The sequence below is a fragment of the Bacteroidota bacterium genome (assembly GCA_039714315.1).
In the GTDB taxonomy this organism is placed as follows: domain Bacteria; phylum Bacteroidota; class Bacteroidia; order Flavobacteriales; family JADGDT01; genus JADGDT01.
This window is the reverse complement of record JBDLJM010000070.1, coordinates 1-16,412: the sequence shown is the minus strand read 5'-3', so window position 1 is coordinate 16,412 and position 16,412 is coordinate 1. Positions and strand designations below refer to the sequence as shown.

General features: G+C 34.6%; 18 protein-coding genes. 10 read left to right on the top strand and 8 right to left on the bottom strand.

Features of this window, described 5'->3' with window-relative positions; translation table 11 throughout:
- From xseB to ABFR62_08405, 5 genes are all read right to left on the bottom strand, one after another.
- Positions 1-179 (bottom strand): exodeoxyribonuclease VII small subunit (gene xseB, locus ABFR62_08425; protein MEN8138445.1); only part of this gene is annotated, 179 nt, incomplete at its 3' end.
- Between the two features lie 7 nt (positions 180-186).
- On the bottom strand, positions 187-1,569 hold the full coding sequence (gene xseA, locus ABFR62_08420) for an exodeoxyribonuclease VII large subunit (GenBank protein ID MEN8138444.1): 1,383 nt from the start codon (positions 1,567-1,569) through the stop codon (positions 187-189).
- A 6-nt stretch (positions 1,570-1,575) separates the two neighbouring features.
- A complete protein-coding gene (locus tag ABFR62_08415; GenBank protein MEN8138443.1) occupies positions 1,576-2,268 on the bottom strand; it encodes an HAD family hydrolase in 693 nt (230 codons plus the stop codon).
- A gap of 13 nt (positions 2,269-2,281) precedes the next feature.
- Entirely contained in the window at positions 2,282-2,866 is a 585-nt protein-coding gene (locus ABFR62_08410) for a TetR/AcrR family transcriptional regulator (GenBank protein MEN8138442.1), read from the bottom strand.
- Between the two features lie 262 nt (positions 2,867-3,128).
- Positions 3,129-3,578, bottom strand: a complete 450-nt coding sequence (locus tag ABFR62_08405; GenBank protein MEN8138441.1) for a hypothetical protein — start codon at positions 3,576-3,578, stop codon at positions 3,129-3,131.
- Between the two features lie 278 nt (positions 3,579-3,856).
- Here ABFR62_08405 and ABFR62_08400 point away from each other — a divergent pair, with 278 nt between their 5' ends.
- From ABFR62_08400 to dtd, 6 genes are all read left to right on the top strand, one after another.
- Entirely contained in the window at positions 3,857-4,744 is an 888-nt protein-coding gene (locus tag ABFR62_08400; protein ID MEN8138440.1) for a prephenate dehydratase, read from the top strand.
- A 41-nt stretch (positions 4,745-4,785) separates the two neighbouring features.
- Positions 4,786-5,955, top strand: a complete 1,170-nt coding sequence (locus ABFR62_08395) for an aminotransferase class I/II-fold pyridoxal phosphate-dependent enzyme (protein ID MEN8138439.1) — start codon at positions 4,786-4,788, stop codon at positions 5,953-5,955.
- A 15-nt stretch (positions 5,956-5,970) separates the two neighbouring features.
- Positions 5,971-6,810 (top strand): prephenate dehydrogenase, encoded by an 840-nt coding sequence (locus tag ABFR62_08390; protein MEN8138438.1) that lies wholly within the window; start codon positions 5,971-5,973, stop codon positions 6,808-6,810.
- A gap of 69 nt (positions 6,811-6,879) precedes the next feature.
- Positions 6,880-7,962 (top strand): chorismate mutase, encoded by a 1,083-nt coding sequence (locus ABFR62_08385; GenBank protein MEN8138437.1) that lies wholly within the window; start codon positions 6,880-6,882, stop codon positions 7,960-7,962.
- A 299-nt stretch (positions 7,963-8,261) separates the two neighbouring features.
- Complete coding sequence (rsgA, locus tag ABFR62_08380; GenBank protein MEN8138436.1) at positions 8,262-9,200, top strand: ribosome small subunit-dependent GTPase A; 939 nt, start codon at positions 8,262-8,264, stop codon at positions 9,198-9,200.
- 88 nt (positions 9,201-9,288) lie between these two features.
- Positions 9,289-9,741: a D-aminoacyl-tRNA deacylase gene (gene dtd, locus ABFR62_08375; GenBank protein ID MEN8138435.1), complete on the top strand. Its 453-nt coding sequence runs from the start codon at positions 9,289-9,291 to the stop codon at positions 9,739-9,741.
- 457 nt (positions 9,742-10,198) lie between these two features.
- Here dtd and creD read toward each other — a convergent pair whose 3' ends face one another.
- The 3 genes from creD to ABFR62_08360 all read right to left on the bottom strand — a co-directional run bounded on the left by creD (position 10,199) and on the right by ABFR62_08360 (position 12,654).
- A complete protein-coding gene (gene creD / locus ABFR62_08370) occupies positions 10,199-11,521 on the bottom strand; it encodes a cell envelope integrity protein CreD (protein ID MEN8138434.1) in 1,323 nt (440 codons plus the stop codon).
- A 52-nt stretch (positions 11,522-11,573) separates the two neighbouring features.
- Entirely contained in the window at positions 11,574-11,873 is a 300-nt protein-coding gene (locus ABFR62_08365) for a transcriptional regulator (protein MEN8138433.1), read from the bottom strand.
- Between the two features lie 148 nt (positions 11,874-12,021).
- Entirely contained in the window at positions 12,022-12,654 is a 633-nt protein-coding gene (locus ABFR62_08360; protein ID MEN8138432.1) for a hypothetical protein, read from the bottom strand.
- A gap of 225 nt (positions 12,655-12,879) precedes the next feature.
- On the opposite strand from ABFR62_08360, the gene ABFR62_08355 reads away from it, so the two are divergent.
- From ABFR62_08355 to queA, 4 genes are all read left to right on the top strand, one after another.
- Entirely contained in the window at positions 12,880-13,206 is a 327-nt protein-coding gene (locus ABFR62_08355) for a nucleotide pyrophosphohydrolase (GenBank protein MEN8138431.1), read from the top strand.
- 58 nt (positions 13,207-13,264) lie between these two features.
- Positions 13,265-13,792, top strand: coding sequence for a YqiA/YcfP family alpha/beta fold hydrolase (locus ABFR62_08350; protein MEN8138430.1), 528 nt, complete (start codon positions 13,265-13,267; stop codon positions 13,790-13,792).
- A gap of 57 nt (positions 13,793-13,849) precedes the next feature.
- Positions 13,850-15,076: a 3-phosphoshikimate 1-carboxyvinyltransferase gene (locus tag ABFR62_08345; protein ID MEN8138429.1), complete on the top strand. Its 1,227-nt coding sequence runs from the start codon at positions 13,850-13,852 to the stop codon at positions 15,074-15,076.
- Between the two features lie 107 nt (positions 15,077-15,183).
- A complete protein-coding gene (queA, locus tag ABFR62_08340; protein ID MEN8138428.1) occupies positions 15,184-16,233 on the top strand; it encodes a tRNA preQ1(34) S-adenosylmethionine ribosyltransferase-isomerase QueA in 1,050 nt (349 codons plus the stop codon).
- Positions 16,234-16,412 lie beyond the last annotated feature (179 nt).

Below are 16,412 nucleotides of genomic sequence, written 5' to 3'. Positions count from 1 at the left end.
ATCTTCTGCACTTCTGCATCTGTCTTATGAAGAATACTTTTACAAACTTTTATCAGTTCCGAAGCTCTTTTTACTTTATCCGACAATTCATCAACAGAAATATCTGAATTCTCAATTTTATCAACTATCTCTTCCAGTTCCGAAATAGCATCTTCATATTTAACATCTTTTTTAGCCATAATATCGCTACTTTTTATTTAAACTCTCTATTTTACTTTTATATGTAAATTCAAATGTTTCTGTTTCCATAATATCCCCAACTTTTAATTTCGAGATATTCTCAACCTTACCGTTGAATCGGCTAATAGAATAACCTCTACTTAAAACATTGGCAGGATCCAATAATCTTGTCTTACTCTCCAACAAAGTCAATTCACGCTCTGTATTACTAAGATTATTAACCAGTGATTTTCTCAACCTGCCTTCCAAACCTTCAATCAACAATGTTTGTTTACCGACTATTTCACCGGGAATAAAACGTAAACTTGACAAAGTATCATTCAAGCCTTTTTCGCTCCTGTGAATTAATTCTTTCCCCTGATATTTTAAAGACGTTTCTAATTTATCTATAGCATAATATTCTTTCTGCAGCAGTAACTTCACATCGGTTTCAAATACATTAACCATACTTTGAAGTATATTTATCTTATCCCTAATAATTTTATCGGAAAATTGAATCAGCCGGTCTTCCGCTTTTTCAATCCTATTTTCAAAGTCCTCAAATTTACTCAGAATAAAATTTGCCAGAGCTGTGGGAGTAATCATATTTACATGCGAAACCATCTCAACTACTGTTAAATTAGTAGCATGACCTATACCTGTAATTATCGGTAGCGGGAATTGCGCTACTGCGCTCGCCAAACTAAAATCATCATAACAATTCAGACCTACTTCGCCACCACCTCCACGAATAATTACCAAAACATCAAATTCATTTCTTCGCGACCGAACTTCATCTAATTGTCTTCTGATAGACTCAACAGCCTTATCGCCCTGCAACAGTGCCGGGAACAACTCATATTCTATTGTATAACCCTTTTTATTGGTATTTATAGTATCGACAAAATCATGAAAGCCTTTTGAAGTTTCTACCGATATTACTGCTACCCGCTTGGGCAATATTGGAAGTTCTACCTGTCTATTTTTATCAAACAGACCTATTTCCTTTAGCTTTTTGAGAGTCTCCAACCTCTCCCGCTCCATTGTTCCAAGGGTATAGTTTGGGTCAACATCTATAATATTCAATGCCAGACCATGACTTGCAGTAAATTTAACTTCTACCAATAAAAGCAATTCTATTCCATCACTAAACTCTTTTTTGGTAACTGCTTCAAATTTTGTTTTAATTCTTTTAAATGTAGACACCCAGACTGTAGATCTGGTTTCTGCAACGGTCTTTCCTTCTTTTTTCTCGACCAGCAATGGATATGCATGACCACTATGAGGATAATAATTAATTTTTGCAAGCTCCACTTTCACCCAAAGAGGCTTACTCCAATAGCGTTCAAACATTCGTTGAACACTTTGCAAAACCTCTAACAGTGAATAATGTTTATTTTCTTCCTCCATATATTGCTATTTCAGCAATTCAAACACTTCTCTAATATCTCCTAACTCTGTATAATGCTTACTTTCCAAATCAACATCGCCCACCTGTTCATGTATCCATGTAGTATGAAAAGGAATATGAACTGCATAGGCTCCAATATTAACCATTGGCAGAATATCTGATTTTAAAGAATTACCAATCATGATTAGTTCTTCAGCTTTCAGGTTGTGCTTCTTCATAATTGAAGAATAAACAGCCTCATCTTTTTCCGAAACTATTTCAATTATATCGAAACAGTCAACTAATCCTGACCTTGCAATTTTACTCTCCTGATCAAACAAATCTCCTTTAGTAATTATCATCAGGCGATATTTCCCCTTTAATGATTTCACCACTTCTTCTACTCCATCCAGCAAATTTACAGGGAAGTCGATTTGCTCTTTTCCCCATTCAATTATTTTCTTTAAATCACAACCTTTTATCTCTCCATTTGTAAGTTCAATTGCTGTTTCAATCATAGAAAGAACAAAACCCTTTATCCCATATCCAAAATGTTTCAGATTTCTAATTTCAGCATCATAAAGTTTGGCTGTGATTTTTTCACAGGAAACGTACTCTTTGAGCAAATCTTCAAACTTCTCCTCATTTATTCTAAAAAGAGGTTCATTTACCCAGAGAGTATCATCAGCATCAAAAGCAATAGTTTTAATATTTTGCATTTTGAATAATATTTTATTTTATAGAAATACTTTGCCAAGAAGCTTCAGCAAACTGCAATTTATCTATTTGTTCTTCAATTTCAATCTCTTTGAAATTATTCATTTTTACCAATGAAACTATCGGTCCGTGCGTTAAAGCAATCAATGCCGAAACGGGTAATTTCTTTAATATACCTTTCTTTTGTGCATCTGCAAAAAGGCCATATACGGGAGCAAGTGCCTGAGACCCTTCTTCTGAAATAATATCGTTTATGAATGGTGAATTAGAAAACTGCTCCAGAAAATTATATTTAAGAGGATATTGTAAATAGTAGTTCAATACGTCGTTCCAAAAAACCATGAAATTAGCTTTAAAATCCTTTTTTTTATCAAAGCCACCTACAATAATATCATTCAATTCTCTTCGAATTTCTATAAACAGTTCGTGAATAAGAACATCTTTTTTCTCAAAATAAACATAAATTGTACCCGCTGCAACCTGGGCATTATCGGCAATCTGTTTCATCGATGTACCATGGAACCCCTGTAGCGCAATTAGTTCGAGTGAAGATTCTAATATTGCTTTTCTCTTATCCTTTATTTTACCTCTTGGTATCATCTGTTAATAATTTTTTTGTTTTGGTCACCTGCCTGACTGGGTCTTGCAGGCAGGGATGGTGTTCGCAATACAAAATTTTATCATTCCCCTCTGGGTCAAAATTGTTAAAATTTTGTCATGCTAGTTTCATATGTCAAGTATAATTCTCTACACTATACAAAGGTATCAATCTTTCTCAATTTCTATTTTTCTACATTCCTTTTCTTATCTCCATAACACCAAATATTATTATAAAAAATATACGAAAAGGATTGGCCGAAGTTTAATCACCCTTATCGGGAAACATAAACCTAATTGCAAATCCAAAATTGAACCTCCAAGGCGCGCTGTCGGGATGTATTATTTCGTACTCAGGCCGCCAATCCAATGAAAACTGAATAGGCCCTAACAATACACTCATCCCCAGAGTTCCTATCAGGGCTACCTGATAACTTTTGAATTCGTCGGGGGTACCGATCCCCCCACCTATTCCACTATAAACAGTTACTGCATTGGCATCAACCAGTTCGAAAAGTTTCAATCCTGCGAGCCCCATCCCCTGACTATTCCAGGCACCATTAATCTCGAATCTGCCAATATCCTGATATGAAATAGCCGCTCCGCCAAAAGTTCCACCTGAATATCCGAAAATCCCCCTTATTCCGATTCCCTTTTGGGAAAATGAAATTAGAGGCAATGTAATCAATACTATTAATATTAGTGTTCGTCGCATAATATATTTAGTCTATAAGATAAAAGTGACTTTTCATATTAATCTGTAACAATAAATTTAAAAAATTATTTCAATTTATATTTGATGTCTAAAAAATATTTTTACATTTGCCATCAAATAACAAGAGATGCACTTATTCACTAACACATATTTTAATTTTTTCTTTTACTTTTTTTTCATTGGAAAAAAGAGCGGGAATCTATATGTGTAAGTTAAAAAATATAATCATGTAAATCCCGCTAAGAAATAGCGGGATTTTTTTTTGAATAAAATTAGCGATGAGAAAAAAAATAGCAATTCAGGGGATCAAAGGATCGTACCACCATCAGGCTGCCAAAATGTTTTTTGGTGAGGAGGTTGATTTGATCGAGTGTAATAACTTCAAGGAAATTCCCAACTTTATAGAAGTAGGTGTTGCCGAGTTTGGAGTTATGGCTATCGAAAACTCAATTGCGGGCTCTCTACTTCAAAATTATAAACTCTTAGGCAGAAAAGGACAATGTATTATTGGTGAAATTTACATTCCGATTGAACACAGCCTTTTAGTGCTGGAAGGTCAGAAAATAGAAGACTTAAAGGAGGTTCACTCTCATCCAATGGCAATTTTACAATGTGAACAGTATTTTGAACAATACCCGCACATTAAACTTGTAGAAACAACCGACACTGCCGATTCTGCAAAAAATGTTGCTGAAAATAAATTAAAAGGCATTGGAGCCATTGCCGGAGAAATTGCCGGAGATATATATGAATTAACATCTCTGGAAAAGAATATCCAAACTATTAAAAACAACTATACACGATTTTTCATAATAGGTAAAGATCCTAAAGCAAAGTTAAGAGATTCAGATGTAAACAAAGCTTCATTAAAAATGGTTGTAGGGCATGAAACAGGAAGTCTGTCGAAGGTTCTTTCAATACTATCGATACATGGAATCAACCTTACAAAAATACAGTCGGTTCCAATTATGGACAGACCATGGCAATATTCTTTTTATGCTGATTTAGTATTCCCAACCTATGCTACATTTAATTCGGTACTGGAAGTTTTAAAACACCAAACCGAAGATGTAGAATTACTGGGAGTTTACAAAGAATGGAAACTGGAGAATATACAAGTAACAAGCCCTTCGGCAGGCTCAGGAACCGAAACAAATAATAAGTAAAGACAATGCGCGCATTGTCTCAATAAGTAATAAAATTAATAATGATATCAACTGCAGACAGACTTGGCGATGTAAAAGAGTACTATTTTTCGGTGAAACTTGCCGAAATTAAAAGTATGAATGACGCAGGAAAAGATGTAATCAATCTCGGAATAGGAAGTCCTGATATGGCTCCGCACCCAAAAGTATTACAGGCAAGTAAAGAATCTTTACTCGCTCCTACAAGTCATGGCTATCAAAGCTACAAAGGAACTGATGAATTGCGCAATGCAATGTCGGACTGGTATCAAAAATATTTCGATGTAAAATTAAACCCAAACACCGAAGTATTACCATTGATGGGGTCAAAAGAAGGAATCATGCATATTTCCATGGCCTTCGTAAACCCGGGAGACGGCGTTTTAGTTCCTAATCCCGGATATCCCACATATAAATCGGTTAGCGATTTGGTACAGGCTAATATCATTAACTATCCTTTAAATGAAAACAATAACTGGCACCCGGATTTCGATTATTTAGAATCACTGGACTTGTCGGGAGTTAAGATTATGTGGGTGAACTATCCAAACATGCCTACCGGAGCTGATGGCAGTGTCGGGTTATTCGAAAAACTTGTTGATTTTGGAAAACGTCACAACATATTAATTGTTAATGACAACCCTTATAGTTTTGTCCTCAACGAAAATCAGATATCTATCTTAAGTATTGAAGGTGCCAAAGAAGTAGCAATAGAACTCAACTCATTAAGCAAGGCATCAAACATGGCAGGATGGAGAGTCGGTATGGTAGCAGGAAACGAATATTACATAAACAATATACTGAGAGTTAAAAGTAATATGGACAGTGGCATGTTCTTACCTGTACAGCTAGGCGCGGTTGAAGCCCTTAAACTGGACAGGGAATGGTATAAGGAAATAAACAAAACTTACGCCATCAGAAAAAAAGCTGCTCATAAACTTTTCGACAGCCTGAATTGCGAATACCGACAAAACGAAGTTGGAATGTTTGTTTGGGCAAAAGTTCCGGAAGGAACATCTGCTGAAGGGCTATCGGACATTGTACTTAAAAAAGCTAATGTTTTTATAACTCCGGGCATGATTTTCGGTTCTAAGGGGAATAATTACTTAAGAATTTCGCTCTGCACACCAATAGGAAGGATAGAAGAAGCTATAGAAAGAGTTTCTAAAATTGAAATTAATTCAATCATATAATCAGCTTAAGCTAAAATGGATAAAGTAGCAATCATAGGATTAGGTTTAATTGGAGGATCATTGGCAAAATCGCTGAGGAAAGAATCCGTATTTAAACATATCATTGGAGTTGACAATAATGATAAACACTCTGCCAAAGCTTTGAAACTTGGATTAGTTGACGAGATACTCAACTTAGACAAAGCAATAAGTAAATCAGATTTCATTATTCTTGCTGTTCCGGTAAATACTGCAGACGATATAGCGGTTGAGCTATTAGACAAGATTCATAATCAAACTTTGATCGATGTGGGCTCTACGAAAAGAGCTATTCTTGAAAAAGTAAAAAATCACCCCAGAAGAAATCAATTTGTTGCTACTCACCCTATGGCAGGAACAGAATTTTCCGGACCTGAAGCGGCAGTTGAAGGCTTATTCAAAGATAAGGCCGTAATAATTTGCGATGCAGAAAGCTCAGATTCATACAGAGTAAAACAGGTTGAAAACATTTATAAAAAAATAGGAGCCGATATAAAGTATATGACCGGTGATCAACACGATGTCAGTGCTGCATATGTATCGCACATCTCTCATATTTCTTCATTCGCACTCGCCCTGACAGTGCTGAACAAGGAAAAAAATATTGAAAACATTACAACTCTTGCAAGTGGAGGTTTCAGGTCTACAGTACGTCTGGCTAAAAGTAACCAACACACCTGGGAAGCTATTTTTTCTCAAAATAAAGATAATGTTCTTGAGGTTATGGACGATTATATCGAAAACATGATATTATTTAAACACGCAATTAAGAGCGGCAACACAGATGTAGTAAAAACACTGATAAAACAAGCTAACGAGGTAAAAAAGGTATTGTAAACACAATTTATAAATAGAATTAAATAACAAACAATAGAAATAAAATATTAACGAAATAATAAATACGAAATGGAAATAGTAAAATTAGAAGACTGGGGGATTAAAAACAATAATATCCCATTAGGAATAGTTGGACCTTGTAGTGCAGAGACTGAAGAGCAAATGATGGCAACTGCAAAAGATTTAGTTCACAAAAATGTACATGTATTCAGAGCAGGTGTATGGAAGCCACGTACAAAACCGGGAACTTTTGAAGGTGTTGGTGAGCCTGGTCTTAAATGGTTAAACAAAGTGAGAGATACTTACGGTTTAAAAGTGGGAACCGAAGTTGCTACTGATGAACATGTTCGTCTTGCCTTGCAATACGATATTGATGTACTATGGGTAGGTGCACGTACAACTGTTAATCCATTCGCTGTTCAGGAAATAGCTGATGCGCTGAAAAAATATGGCGGATTAGACAAACCTGTACTTGTAAAAAACCCAATTAACCCTGACTTAGATTTATGGATTGGTGCTTTAGAAAGATTTAGTGCAGTAGGGGTTAAAAAACTGGGAGCTATTCACCGTGGGTTCTCTACTTATGAAAAAATTCAGTACAGAAATGTACCGAAATGGCAAATTCCGATCGAATTTAAGAGAAGATTACCGGAAGTTCCTATGATTTGTGATCCATCACACATCGGTGGAAAACGCGATTTGATTTTTGACATTTCTCAAACAGCATTGAACCTTGAATTTGATGGTTTAATGATAGAATCTCACGAAAACCCTGATGAGGCATGGAGTGATGCTTCTCAACAAGTTATACCGGAGAGAGCTATTGAGATCACTGAGCAACTTCACCTTAGAAAGCACGAAGCAGAAAATGCTACTACAATCAATAAGCTAAGTGCTCTGAGAAAGCAAATAGACGAATTAGACCACCGCTTAATCGCTATGCTGGCACAACGAATGGACGTTGCCAAAGAAATTGGTCTATTAAAAAAAGAGTCAAACGTTGCTGTACTACAGGCTAATCGTTGGGATGATATTGTACACGACAGACACGATATGGGAGTTGAAAAAGGTTTAAGTGAAGAGTTTATGAAAAGAGTATTCGAAGCTATTCACCAGGAATCTATCAACAAGCAGGATAAGTTAATGAAATAAAAACAGTTGAATTTATTATTGTATAGTGGTTAGAAATAATAAAAGGGGCAACGGAATTATATAAAATTCCAAACCTAATTACTTAAACCCGTTTATTAACTGTTTTTAACGCCATTCATTTTTTGAATGGCGTTTTTTTCTATAAGAAATTTCATAAATGTTTTTTTTCAAAACCTTCTTTAACAACACAGTATCAAAAAAAAACTAAAACTTACTTAACACCTATTTAGCTAAAAAAACTATTAACTATTAACTGTGAACTATGACAATGAACTATATTTGCGGCATAATAAATAAATATGAAGGGATTAGTAACTAAGTCAACAGGCAGTTGGTATTCAGTTCGCACCGATGAGGGCACATATTACGAATGTCGCATTAAAGGAAAATTCAGAATAAAGGGAATAAAAAGCACCAACCCTTTAGCTGTAGGCGATTGGGTCATGTTCGATTTAGAGTCAAACAAGGAAACCGGAGTAATTAATGAAATTTTAGACAGAAAGAATTATATAGTAAGAAAGTCCGTAAATCTTTCGAAACAAACTCATATAATTGGCTCTAATATTGATATGGCTTTTTTGGTTGTCACTATGGCCAAACCGCATACGTCAACTGGCTTCATAGACAGGTTTCTTGTTACTGCCGAAGCATATAATATTCCAACTGTCATACTTTTCAATAAAATTGACATCTACGAACTGGAAGAACGTGCAGAGATGATGATGCTCAACGATATCTACACTGATATAGGTTATGAGTGCATAGAAATTTCGGCCAAAACCGGAAAAAACATCGACTTGGTTGTAGAAAAAATGAAAAATCACGTTTCGATGTTTTCCGGACATTCCGGTGTTGGAAAATCCACTTTAATTAATGCGATTGACCCTAACTTGAATTTAAAAACTTCTGAAGTTTCACACTCACACAACAAAGGTCAACATACTACAACATATGCTGAGATGTTCGAACTGGATTTTGGAGGTTTCATAATAGATACTCCGGGTATAAAAGGCTTTGGTCTGGTAGACATGGATCCTGCTGAAGTTGGAGATTATTTCCCTGAAATTTTTGCACTTAAAGACAAATGTAAATTCAATAATTGCCTGCATACAAATGAGCCAAAATGTGCGGTAAAAGATGCTGTTGAGAATGAAGAAATTGCTGCCTCAAGATATCTTAGCTACCTGAGCTTTTTAGAAGATGATGAGGAAGGCTACAGAACAGACGATTATGCATAATTAGTTCATAGTAATTAGTTAATGATTCATGAAAAATCATCAATTATAAAAAACATACTCTATGAAATATCAACTTTGAACTTAAATAATGCGCGCACTTATACAAAGAGTATCTGAAGCTTCAGTTACAATAGACGGAGAAATAAAAAGTAAAATAAAAAAGGGGATATTAGTCCTTTTAGGCATTGAAGATGCAGATACCGATGAAGATATTGCCTGGATCTCGGCAAAAATCTCAAGACTCAGAATTTTCAATGATGAAAACGGGGTCATGAATAAGTCCGTTATCGATATTGATGGTGAAGCCATTGTTGTAAGTCAGTTTACTCTTCATGCCGGAACAAAAAAAGGAAACAGACCTACTTATATAAAAGCATCAAAACCGGATTTCGCAATTCCGATGTACAATAAATTCGTTTCCCGCTTTGAAGAAGATATGAATAAGAAAATAGGCACAGGTGAATTTGGTGCCGATATGAAAGTTGCTCTTATCAACGACGGACCGGTTACAATTTGTATCGATACTAAAAATAAAGAATAACCCGTAAATATTAATACCTGAAGTTTCCCGTGTCATTTTTTGGCGCTATTTCCGGCCTGCCTGGATTGGCAGACAGGCTCTCCGCTATAGCTTTGCCCGGAATAGCAGTTCGAAAATTACATTTTGGAGTCTTCGCTAGAGCTCAGCCGCCAAAATATATTTCTCACAAGCTATCCCAAACAAAGGCTGCCGCTACAATTACGAAGTAATACCAGTTATAAATTAAAATTACTGGATTAAATCGCTTTATTTTGCCCATAGCTTCAAAATAAAATTAAACCGTAGCTATGGCTATGCTTGAATTTTCTTTATTACTATGAACAAAATAAACCCAATTTTCTTTCCAGTAAATTTAAATCACAACTGGTATAATCATGAGCTCCAAAAATAATTATTTGCGAATAGTCCGGGCCAACTATATTTCGGCGCTCCGCACCCTAAAAACATATTATACCAATTAATCTTTATTCCACTTAATATTTTTGGTTGAATACATAGTAATACCAAGAATAGCAGTAAGGCCAACGGTTCCGATCAATAAAGCAAATTCTTCCAATTGAAGAGTTACAAAAATAAACGTAAATATTCCAACAATAGTCAATACTAGTATTATAGACAGTTTCATATTATTAAAAATACTTATAGAATATAATCCAATCATCGTGGTAACAATAATGGAAGAAAGTAAATAAGATACATTAAAATTAGTATGCTCGGATATTGACACAAGCAGAGTGTAAAAAAGAATAATTGCCAAACCTACCAGTGTATACTGAAAAGCATGAATCTTTTTCTTATTGATTATTTCAGTTAGAAAGAACACCAAAAATACCAAAACTATTGTCATCAGGGAGTATTTTACCGATCTCATGGATCTTTGGTAATCATCTACAGAAAGTAATAAATTCACCCCGAAACTTGAATCTTCTGATGGAGAATATTGATTATTAATCCACGATTGAGGGAAGTTTCTATTGAGGTCCAATACTTTCCAGTAAGCCGAAAACCCTTCTTCATTCACTACCCTTTCTTTTGGAGAAAAATTACCTATAAAGCTCGGTGAATCCCATGATGAACTAAGCTTTACAGAAGTAGTTTTTCCCATTGGGATAAATTTTAAATAATTAGACCCCTGCAAGTCCAGGCTTATTGAAAATGGAATATTTGTTGTTTCCTCATTAATATCATTTAATAAAACTGTTACTCCTGATTTAATTGATGAATTATTTTTTGTGCCGGCTTCAATTTCAGCCACCTTCCCATTTATTTTTAAATTCAAATTTTCCCTTATTCCCCGTAAGTCACTTATTCCGAATGTAAGATATGCTTCATTCCACAATACTTCTTTTGCATTCGGGAAGTTTTTCAACTTTTCAAAATTTGCTTTTATATCAAGTTTAGACTTATATACAACAATCTTATAAATCCCACGCTTCAAACTTTCCGGGGAAATATTGCCATTTACAGATAGGTCATCCGGAAGAAAGTTAGCAAACTTTTTCACTCTCGAAATCTTCCCTTCAGTTATTATTTCAACAATAAAAGGTACGGTAATTATTGGCCCGGAAACTACCTGACTATTTGCCCAGATATTGTTAACTTCATTTGTTGCAAAAGCCTTAGCCTCTTGTCTCTCCTGAATCAAATCCTCCACCATACTTTGTGGAATCAACAACATCAATGTTAAAAAGGTTATAGAAGCTAACTTAAGGGTTACTGAGCTTCTGGACCAGTTACTCAATCTTTCAAAAATTGAGATTTCATTTTTTTCATTTTCCATATTATCTAGTTTTTAAAAGTACTTTGAACTTCAAAGTTTTTAGTTAAAAAAATTATTTCTGCGCTTTTATAAATCTTTCCACAGCATCAATGTGCTTAATAAAAGCACTTTTACCTAATTTCGTTATTCTATAAGTTGTGTGAGGCTTCTTACCAACAAATTCCTTACTTACATCAATATATCCGTTCTTCTCCAACGACTTTATATTAGAAGCCAGATTTCCATCAGTCACTGCCAAAACCTCCTTCATTCTGTTAAAATCAACAGATTCGTTTACACTTAGAACGGACATGATCCCCATTCTAATTTTGTTTTCGAAAACCTTATTTATATTTTTTAATATATCTTTCACTTCTCTCTAATTATACCAATTACGTTTCAGAATGACATGTTAAAATCAAAGTATTTTTGATTTTAACGATTTACAAAAATCGTTGCATCTAGGCTAAGCCTAGACGGAACTATTTTTTACAGAAGATAAAATTGAAAAGACAAAGGTTTTATATGTCATTTTGATGTGTAATTGGTATTACATACATATATATCCCATAAACTATGTGTAATACACCAAAACCTACAGCCCAAAAAAACAATCCGTTCCCAACAAAATAAGTAGCAAGTAAACCCAATAATATTTCCGCAAATCCAAGATATTTTATATGTTCATGTGTGTACTTACTCCCATTTACCAGCGCCAGCCCATAAAATATTAGAGTAACCGGAGCTATCAATCCAATCATCCCTTTAAATATCAGAATCAAAGAAAATATTCCCCCCGCTGCAAGAGGTATCATTAAATTTGTAAACAACAATTTTGAACCGGTATTCCATAGAGTTTCATTTTCCTTTCTAACCTGAAAAAAGGTAATTGCTACACCCGTTGTAATAGCAAGTACTAAAGTTACCAGACCAACCGAAATCAAAACCAATACATCCGAATTTTTAAGAAGTTCAATGTGAACATAATTCCATGACAATAATTCAGGAACAAATTTATTTATTACATATGTAGCAATTAACGCATATATACCTGCTAATACACCGGATATACCGCTTAAGGATAAAAATTTTGATGATTTATTCATTAAATTCCTTATCTCAGCTAAATCTTCTATATATTTTTCTGATTCCATATTTAAAGTACTTTGAAATACAAAGTTGTATTAAATTATTTTATAATGCAACTTTTTTTCAACAATATTATTCTTCAAAAAAAAATCATCTCTGTATTTTACAACAAAATGAGTAATACTTAAATTACTCTTATCAAAGCGTATATATTTTTTAACTCTTAACTTATTATCTGTTGCCAGACTCCCGAATTAGAGTAAATTTGCACCTCATAAATAATGAAAAAGATGAACATAAAAGATTCTCAATTAGCTGTTGACAAGTGGATAAAAGAACATGGGGTACGTTATTTCAACGAGCTTACAAACATGGCTCAACTCACAGAAGAAGTTGGTGAAGTAGCACGCATAATAGCTAGAAGATATGGAGAACAATCGGAAAAAGAATCTGACAAAAACAAGGATCTGGGTGAGGAGCTTGCAGATGTAGTTTTTGTTGTTTTGTGTTTAGCCAATCAAACAGGAGTTAACCTTCAGGAAGCTTTCGACAAAAAGCTGGACATTAAAACCGAGAGAGATCACGACCGTCACCACGGTAACGAAAAGCTCAGATAAAGCTGGACTGACTTTTGCATTATAAACCCCTCCAATTTATCATAATCACATAATTAAAATGAATAAAACTATAATTTATATTGGTGGCTACCAGTCAGGCGGCCATAAATCCTCATATTTTTCTAACAAACTGGAGTGCGATTTTGTGTCATTTACACCGGATTACGACAATGAAAACCCTAAAGATATTCGACAAAAAATTATTGATTCAATCGATTATGCCACAGAGAAAGGACACAAAGTAGAAGTAATTGGCTCATCAACAGGAGGTATGACTGCCCTATTACTATCAGCTAAATACAATTTAGCAATGTACCTGATAAATCCTTTGATTTCGAAAGAGCATTTTTTCGATCAGAATCACCCCGTTGGACCCAGTTTGAAACCGCTATCTGAGATAATTCTGAATCAGGATTACGATAATAATAATATCAAAATATTCTTAGGCGAAAACGACGATCTACTAAATCCTGAATACACTAAAAAGTTTGCAGCATCAAAGAATATTGAAGTTATAAGTTTTGTCGGCGACCATGCAGGTAATGAAAGCTTAGACTTAATTATCAACTGCATAAAAAACAATTAATATTATTATCTAAACATTAGTTTTGGCTTATATTTGCCGACCTATATTTTTTTATATATGATAAAGTTAGAAGGAAAAAATAAAAGTCTGAAAGGAGAAATTCAGGTTGGAGGCTCTAAAAGTGAATCTAACAGATTGTTGATCTTACAGGCACTTTCTGAAGATAAATTCAAGATAGAAAATCTTTCAAATTCTAAAGACACATCTTTAATGCTTGCGGCACTAAGCAACAACGGAGATGAAATAAATATAGGCATGGCAGGCACAGCCATGCGCTTCCTAACAGCATATCTATCGGTACAGGAAGGACGGGAAGTTATTCTTACCGGATCAGAAAGGATGAAGCAACGCCCTATAGGTGAACTTGTTGAAGCCTTAAAAAGTATTGGTGCAGATATTGAATATACAGAAGACAAAGGATACCCTCCCTTAAAAATTAAGGGGAAAAAGCTTCAGGGAGGAAAAATCACCCTAAACTCGGGGATTAGCTCGCAGTTTATCACGGCTTTAATGCTTATAGCTCCAACAATGGAAAAAGGGTTAAAAATAGCCCTAAAAGGAAAAGTTGTTTCTCTCCCATATATTAACATGAGCATTCAGCTTTTACAAAAAGTTGGGATATATGCCAGCATGGACAAGAAGATTATTTCGATTAATAACGGAAAAATATATTCTGATCAGCCTATTGCTGTTGAGTCAGACTGGAGTTCAGCATCATATCATTACAGTCTTATAGCAAGTGCAGAAGATGCCAGTATTTTATTGGGGACATATCGCAGAGAAAGTTTTCAGGGAGATAGTGCTTTAGCTGATTATTACAGAAGTTTAGGAGTGGAGACTATTTATCTTCAGGATAAAATAAGATTACAAAAAGCTCCGATTTTCGAAAAACCGGACTTAATTGAGTTTGATCTAAATCAACAACCGGATATTGCCCAAACAATAGCTGTTTCCTGTTTCAACCTGGGTATTGCATGCAAACTTACCGGTCTGGAAACTTTAAGGATAAAAGAAACGGACAGACTTTTTGCTTTGAAAACTGAATTGGAAAAATTAGGTGCTTCTGTAGTAATTACTGATAGTAGTCTTAGTTTGAGTGCAAGCGAAAAAATAGTATCAGGAGTAAGAATAGACACATACGATGATCACAGAATGGCAATGGCCTTTGCCCCATTAGCAATGAAATCGGAAGTATTTATTGAAAATCCTGACGTTGTAGAAAAGTCTTATCCTGATTTCTGGGATCACCTTAATAAGCTCGGAATAAAAACTGAAAGGAAGTAATTCTCAAAATATTACAATTAAAACTTGACAACCCCTAGTTTGAGATTGTATATTTGTCGGCTGTTTTTTTTCAGCATTTTTAAAGATTTTTAATAAAATAGAAATATATGAAGCTTTCTAATTTCAATTTTGAATTACCGGCAGAGTTATTGGCAGAATACCCGTCAGAACACAGAGATGAAGCGAGATTGATGGTATTGCACCGCGATACTAAAAAAATAGAACATCGATTATTCAAAGATCTAATTGAATATTTTGATGATGGAGATGTGATGGTTTTAAACAATACGAAGGTATTTCCTGCCAGAATGTTTGGTAACAAAGAAAAAACAGGAGCTCGTATTGAGGTTTTCTTATTAAGAGAGCTTAACGAAGAACAGCGTCTTTGGGATGTTTTGGTTGATCCTGCCCGTAAAATTCGTATTGGAAATAAACTTTATTTTGGAGAAGATGAAAGTTTGGTTGCTGAAGTAATAGACAACACAACTTCGAGAGGTAGAACTTTGAGATTCCTATATGACGGTTCGTACGAGGAATTTAGAGAAAAACTTAACGAACTTGGACAAACACCTCTACCTAAATATATCAAAAGAGATTTAGAAGAATCTGACAAAGAAAGATATCAGACCATTTTTGCAAAAGAAGAAGGTGCCGTTGCTGCTCCAACAGCCGGATTACACTTTTCAAAACACCTGATGAAACGCCTTGAAATTAAAGGAGTGGATTTTGCTGAATTAACACTGCATGTAGGATTAGGAACATTCAATCCTGTGGAAGTAGAAGATCTTTCGAAGCACAAAATGGATTCTGAGAAAGTGAAAATCGAGAAAGATACTGCAGAAGTAATCAATAATGCAAAAAATAACAAAAAACGTATTTGTGCTGTTGGTACTACCGTAATGCGTGCAGTTGAAAGTTCTGTTTCGGCAAGTGGTTCACTTAATGAAAATGAAGGATGGACAAATAAATTTATTTTCCCTCCATACGAATTTAGTATCGCAGACTGTATGGTTACAAACTTCCATACTCCTAAATCGACATTAATGATGATGATTGCAGCTTTTGCAGGTTACGATTTCATGATGGAAGCCTACAAAGAAGCCGTTAAAGAAGGTTATAAATTCTATTCTTACGGTGATGCAATGCTTATCCTATAAGATATAATACTATATGTTTTAATATGCCCCGAAGGTTTATACCCGGGGCATTTTTATGACCAATTTTTCTTAAATATATTTTCTTGCGAAAGTACCTCCCAATATATTATACCAAATAAACATCAAAATACACCGTATATTTTTCATCTAATCCATTTTTACATCATTTAAAATTTATT

What these genes read in the sequence shown, in the direction of transcription:
- ABFR62_08395 (MEN8138439.1), top strand. Translation starts at nt 4,786, where the DNA reads ATGATATCAACTGCAGACAGACTTGGCGATGTAAAAGAGTACTATTTT.
- ABFR62_08345 (MEN8138429.1), top strand. Translation starts at nt 13,850, where the DNA reads ATGATAAAGTTAGAAGGAAAAAATAAAAGTCTGAAAGGAGAAATTCAG.
- ABFR62_08355 (MEN8138431.1), top strand. Translation starts at nt 12,880, where the DNA reads ATGAACATAAAAGATTCTCAATTAGCTGTTGACAAGTGGATAAAAGAA.
- ABFR62_08400 (MEN8138440.1), top strand. Translation starts at nt 3,857, where the DNA reads ATGAGAAAAAAAATAGCAATTCAGGGGATCAAAGGATCGTACCACCAT.
- ABFR62_08405 (MEN8138441.1), bottom strand. Translation starts at nt 3,578, where the DNA reads ATGCGACGAACACTAATATTAATAGTATTGATTACATTGCCTCTAATT.
- ABFR62_08350 (MEN8138430.1), top strand. Translation starts at nt 13,265, where the DNA reads ATGAATAAAACTATAATTTATATTGGTGGCTACCAGTCAGGCGGCCAT.
- rsgA (MEN8138436.1), top strand. Translation starts at nt 8,262, where the DNA reads ATGAAGGGATTAGTAACTAAGTCAACAGGCAGTTGGTATTCAGTTCGC.
- ABFR62_08410 (MEN8138442.1), bottom strand. Translation starts at nt 2,866, where the DNA reads ATGATACCAAGAGGTAAAATAAAGGATAAGAGAAAAGCAATATTAGAA.
- ABFR62_08390 (MEN8138438.1), top strand. Translation starts at nt 5,971, where the DNA reads ATGGATAAAGTAGCAATCATAGGATTAGGTTTAATTGGAGGATCATTG.
- creD (MEN8138434.1), bottom strand. Translation starts at nt 11,521, where the DNA reads ATGGAAAATGAAAAAAATGAAATCTCAATTTTTGAAAGATTGAGTAAC.
- ABFR62_08360 (MEN8138432.1), bottom strand. Translation starts at nt 12,654, where the DNA reads ATGGAATCAGAAAAATATATAGAAGATTTAGCTGAGATAAGGAATTTA.
- ABFR62_08415 (MEN8138443.1), bottom strand. Translation starts at nt 2,268, where the DNA reads ATGCAAAATATTAAAACTATTGCTTTTGATGCTGATGATACTCTCTGG.
- ABFR62_08385 (MEN8138437.1), top strand. Translation starts at nt 6,880, where the DNA reads ATGGAAATAGTAAAATTAGAAGACTGGGGGATTAAAAACAATAATATC.
- xseA (MEN8138444.1), bottom strand. Translation starts at nt 1,569, where the DNA reads ATGGAGGAAGAAAATAAACATTATTCACTGTTAGAGGTTTTGCAAAGT.
- dtd (MEN8138435.1), top strand. Translation starts at nt 9,289, where the DNA reads ATGCGCGCACTTATACAAAGAGTATCTGAAGCTTCAGTTACAATAGAC.
- queA (MEN8138428.1), top strand. Translation starts at nt 15,184, where the DNA reads ATGAAGCTTTCTAATTTCAATTTTGAATTACCGGCAGAGTTATTGGCA.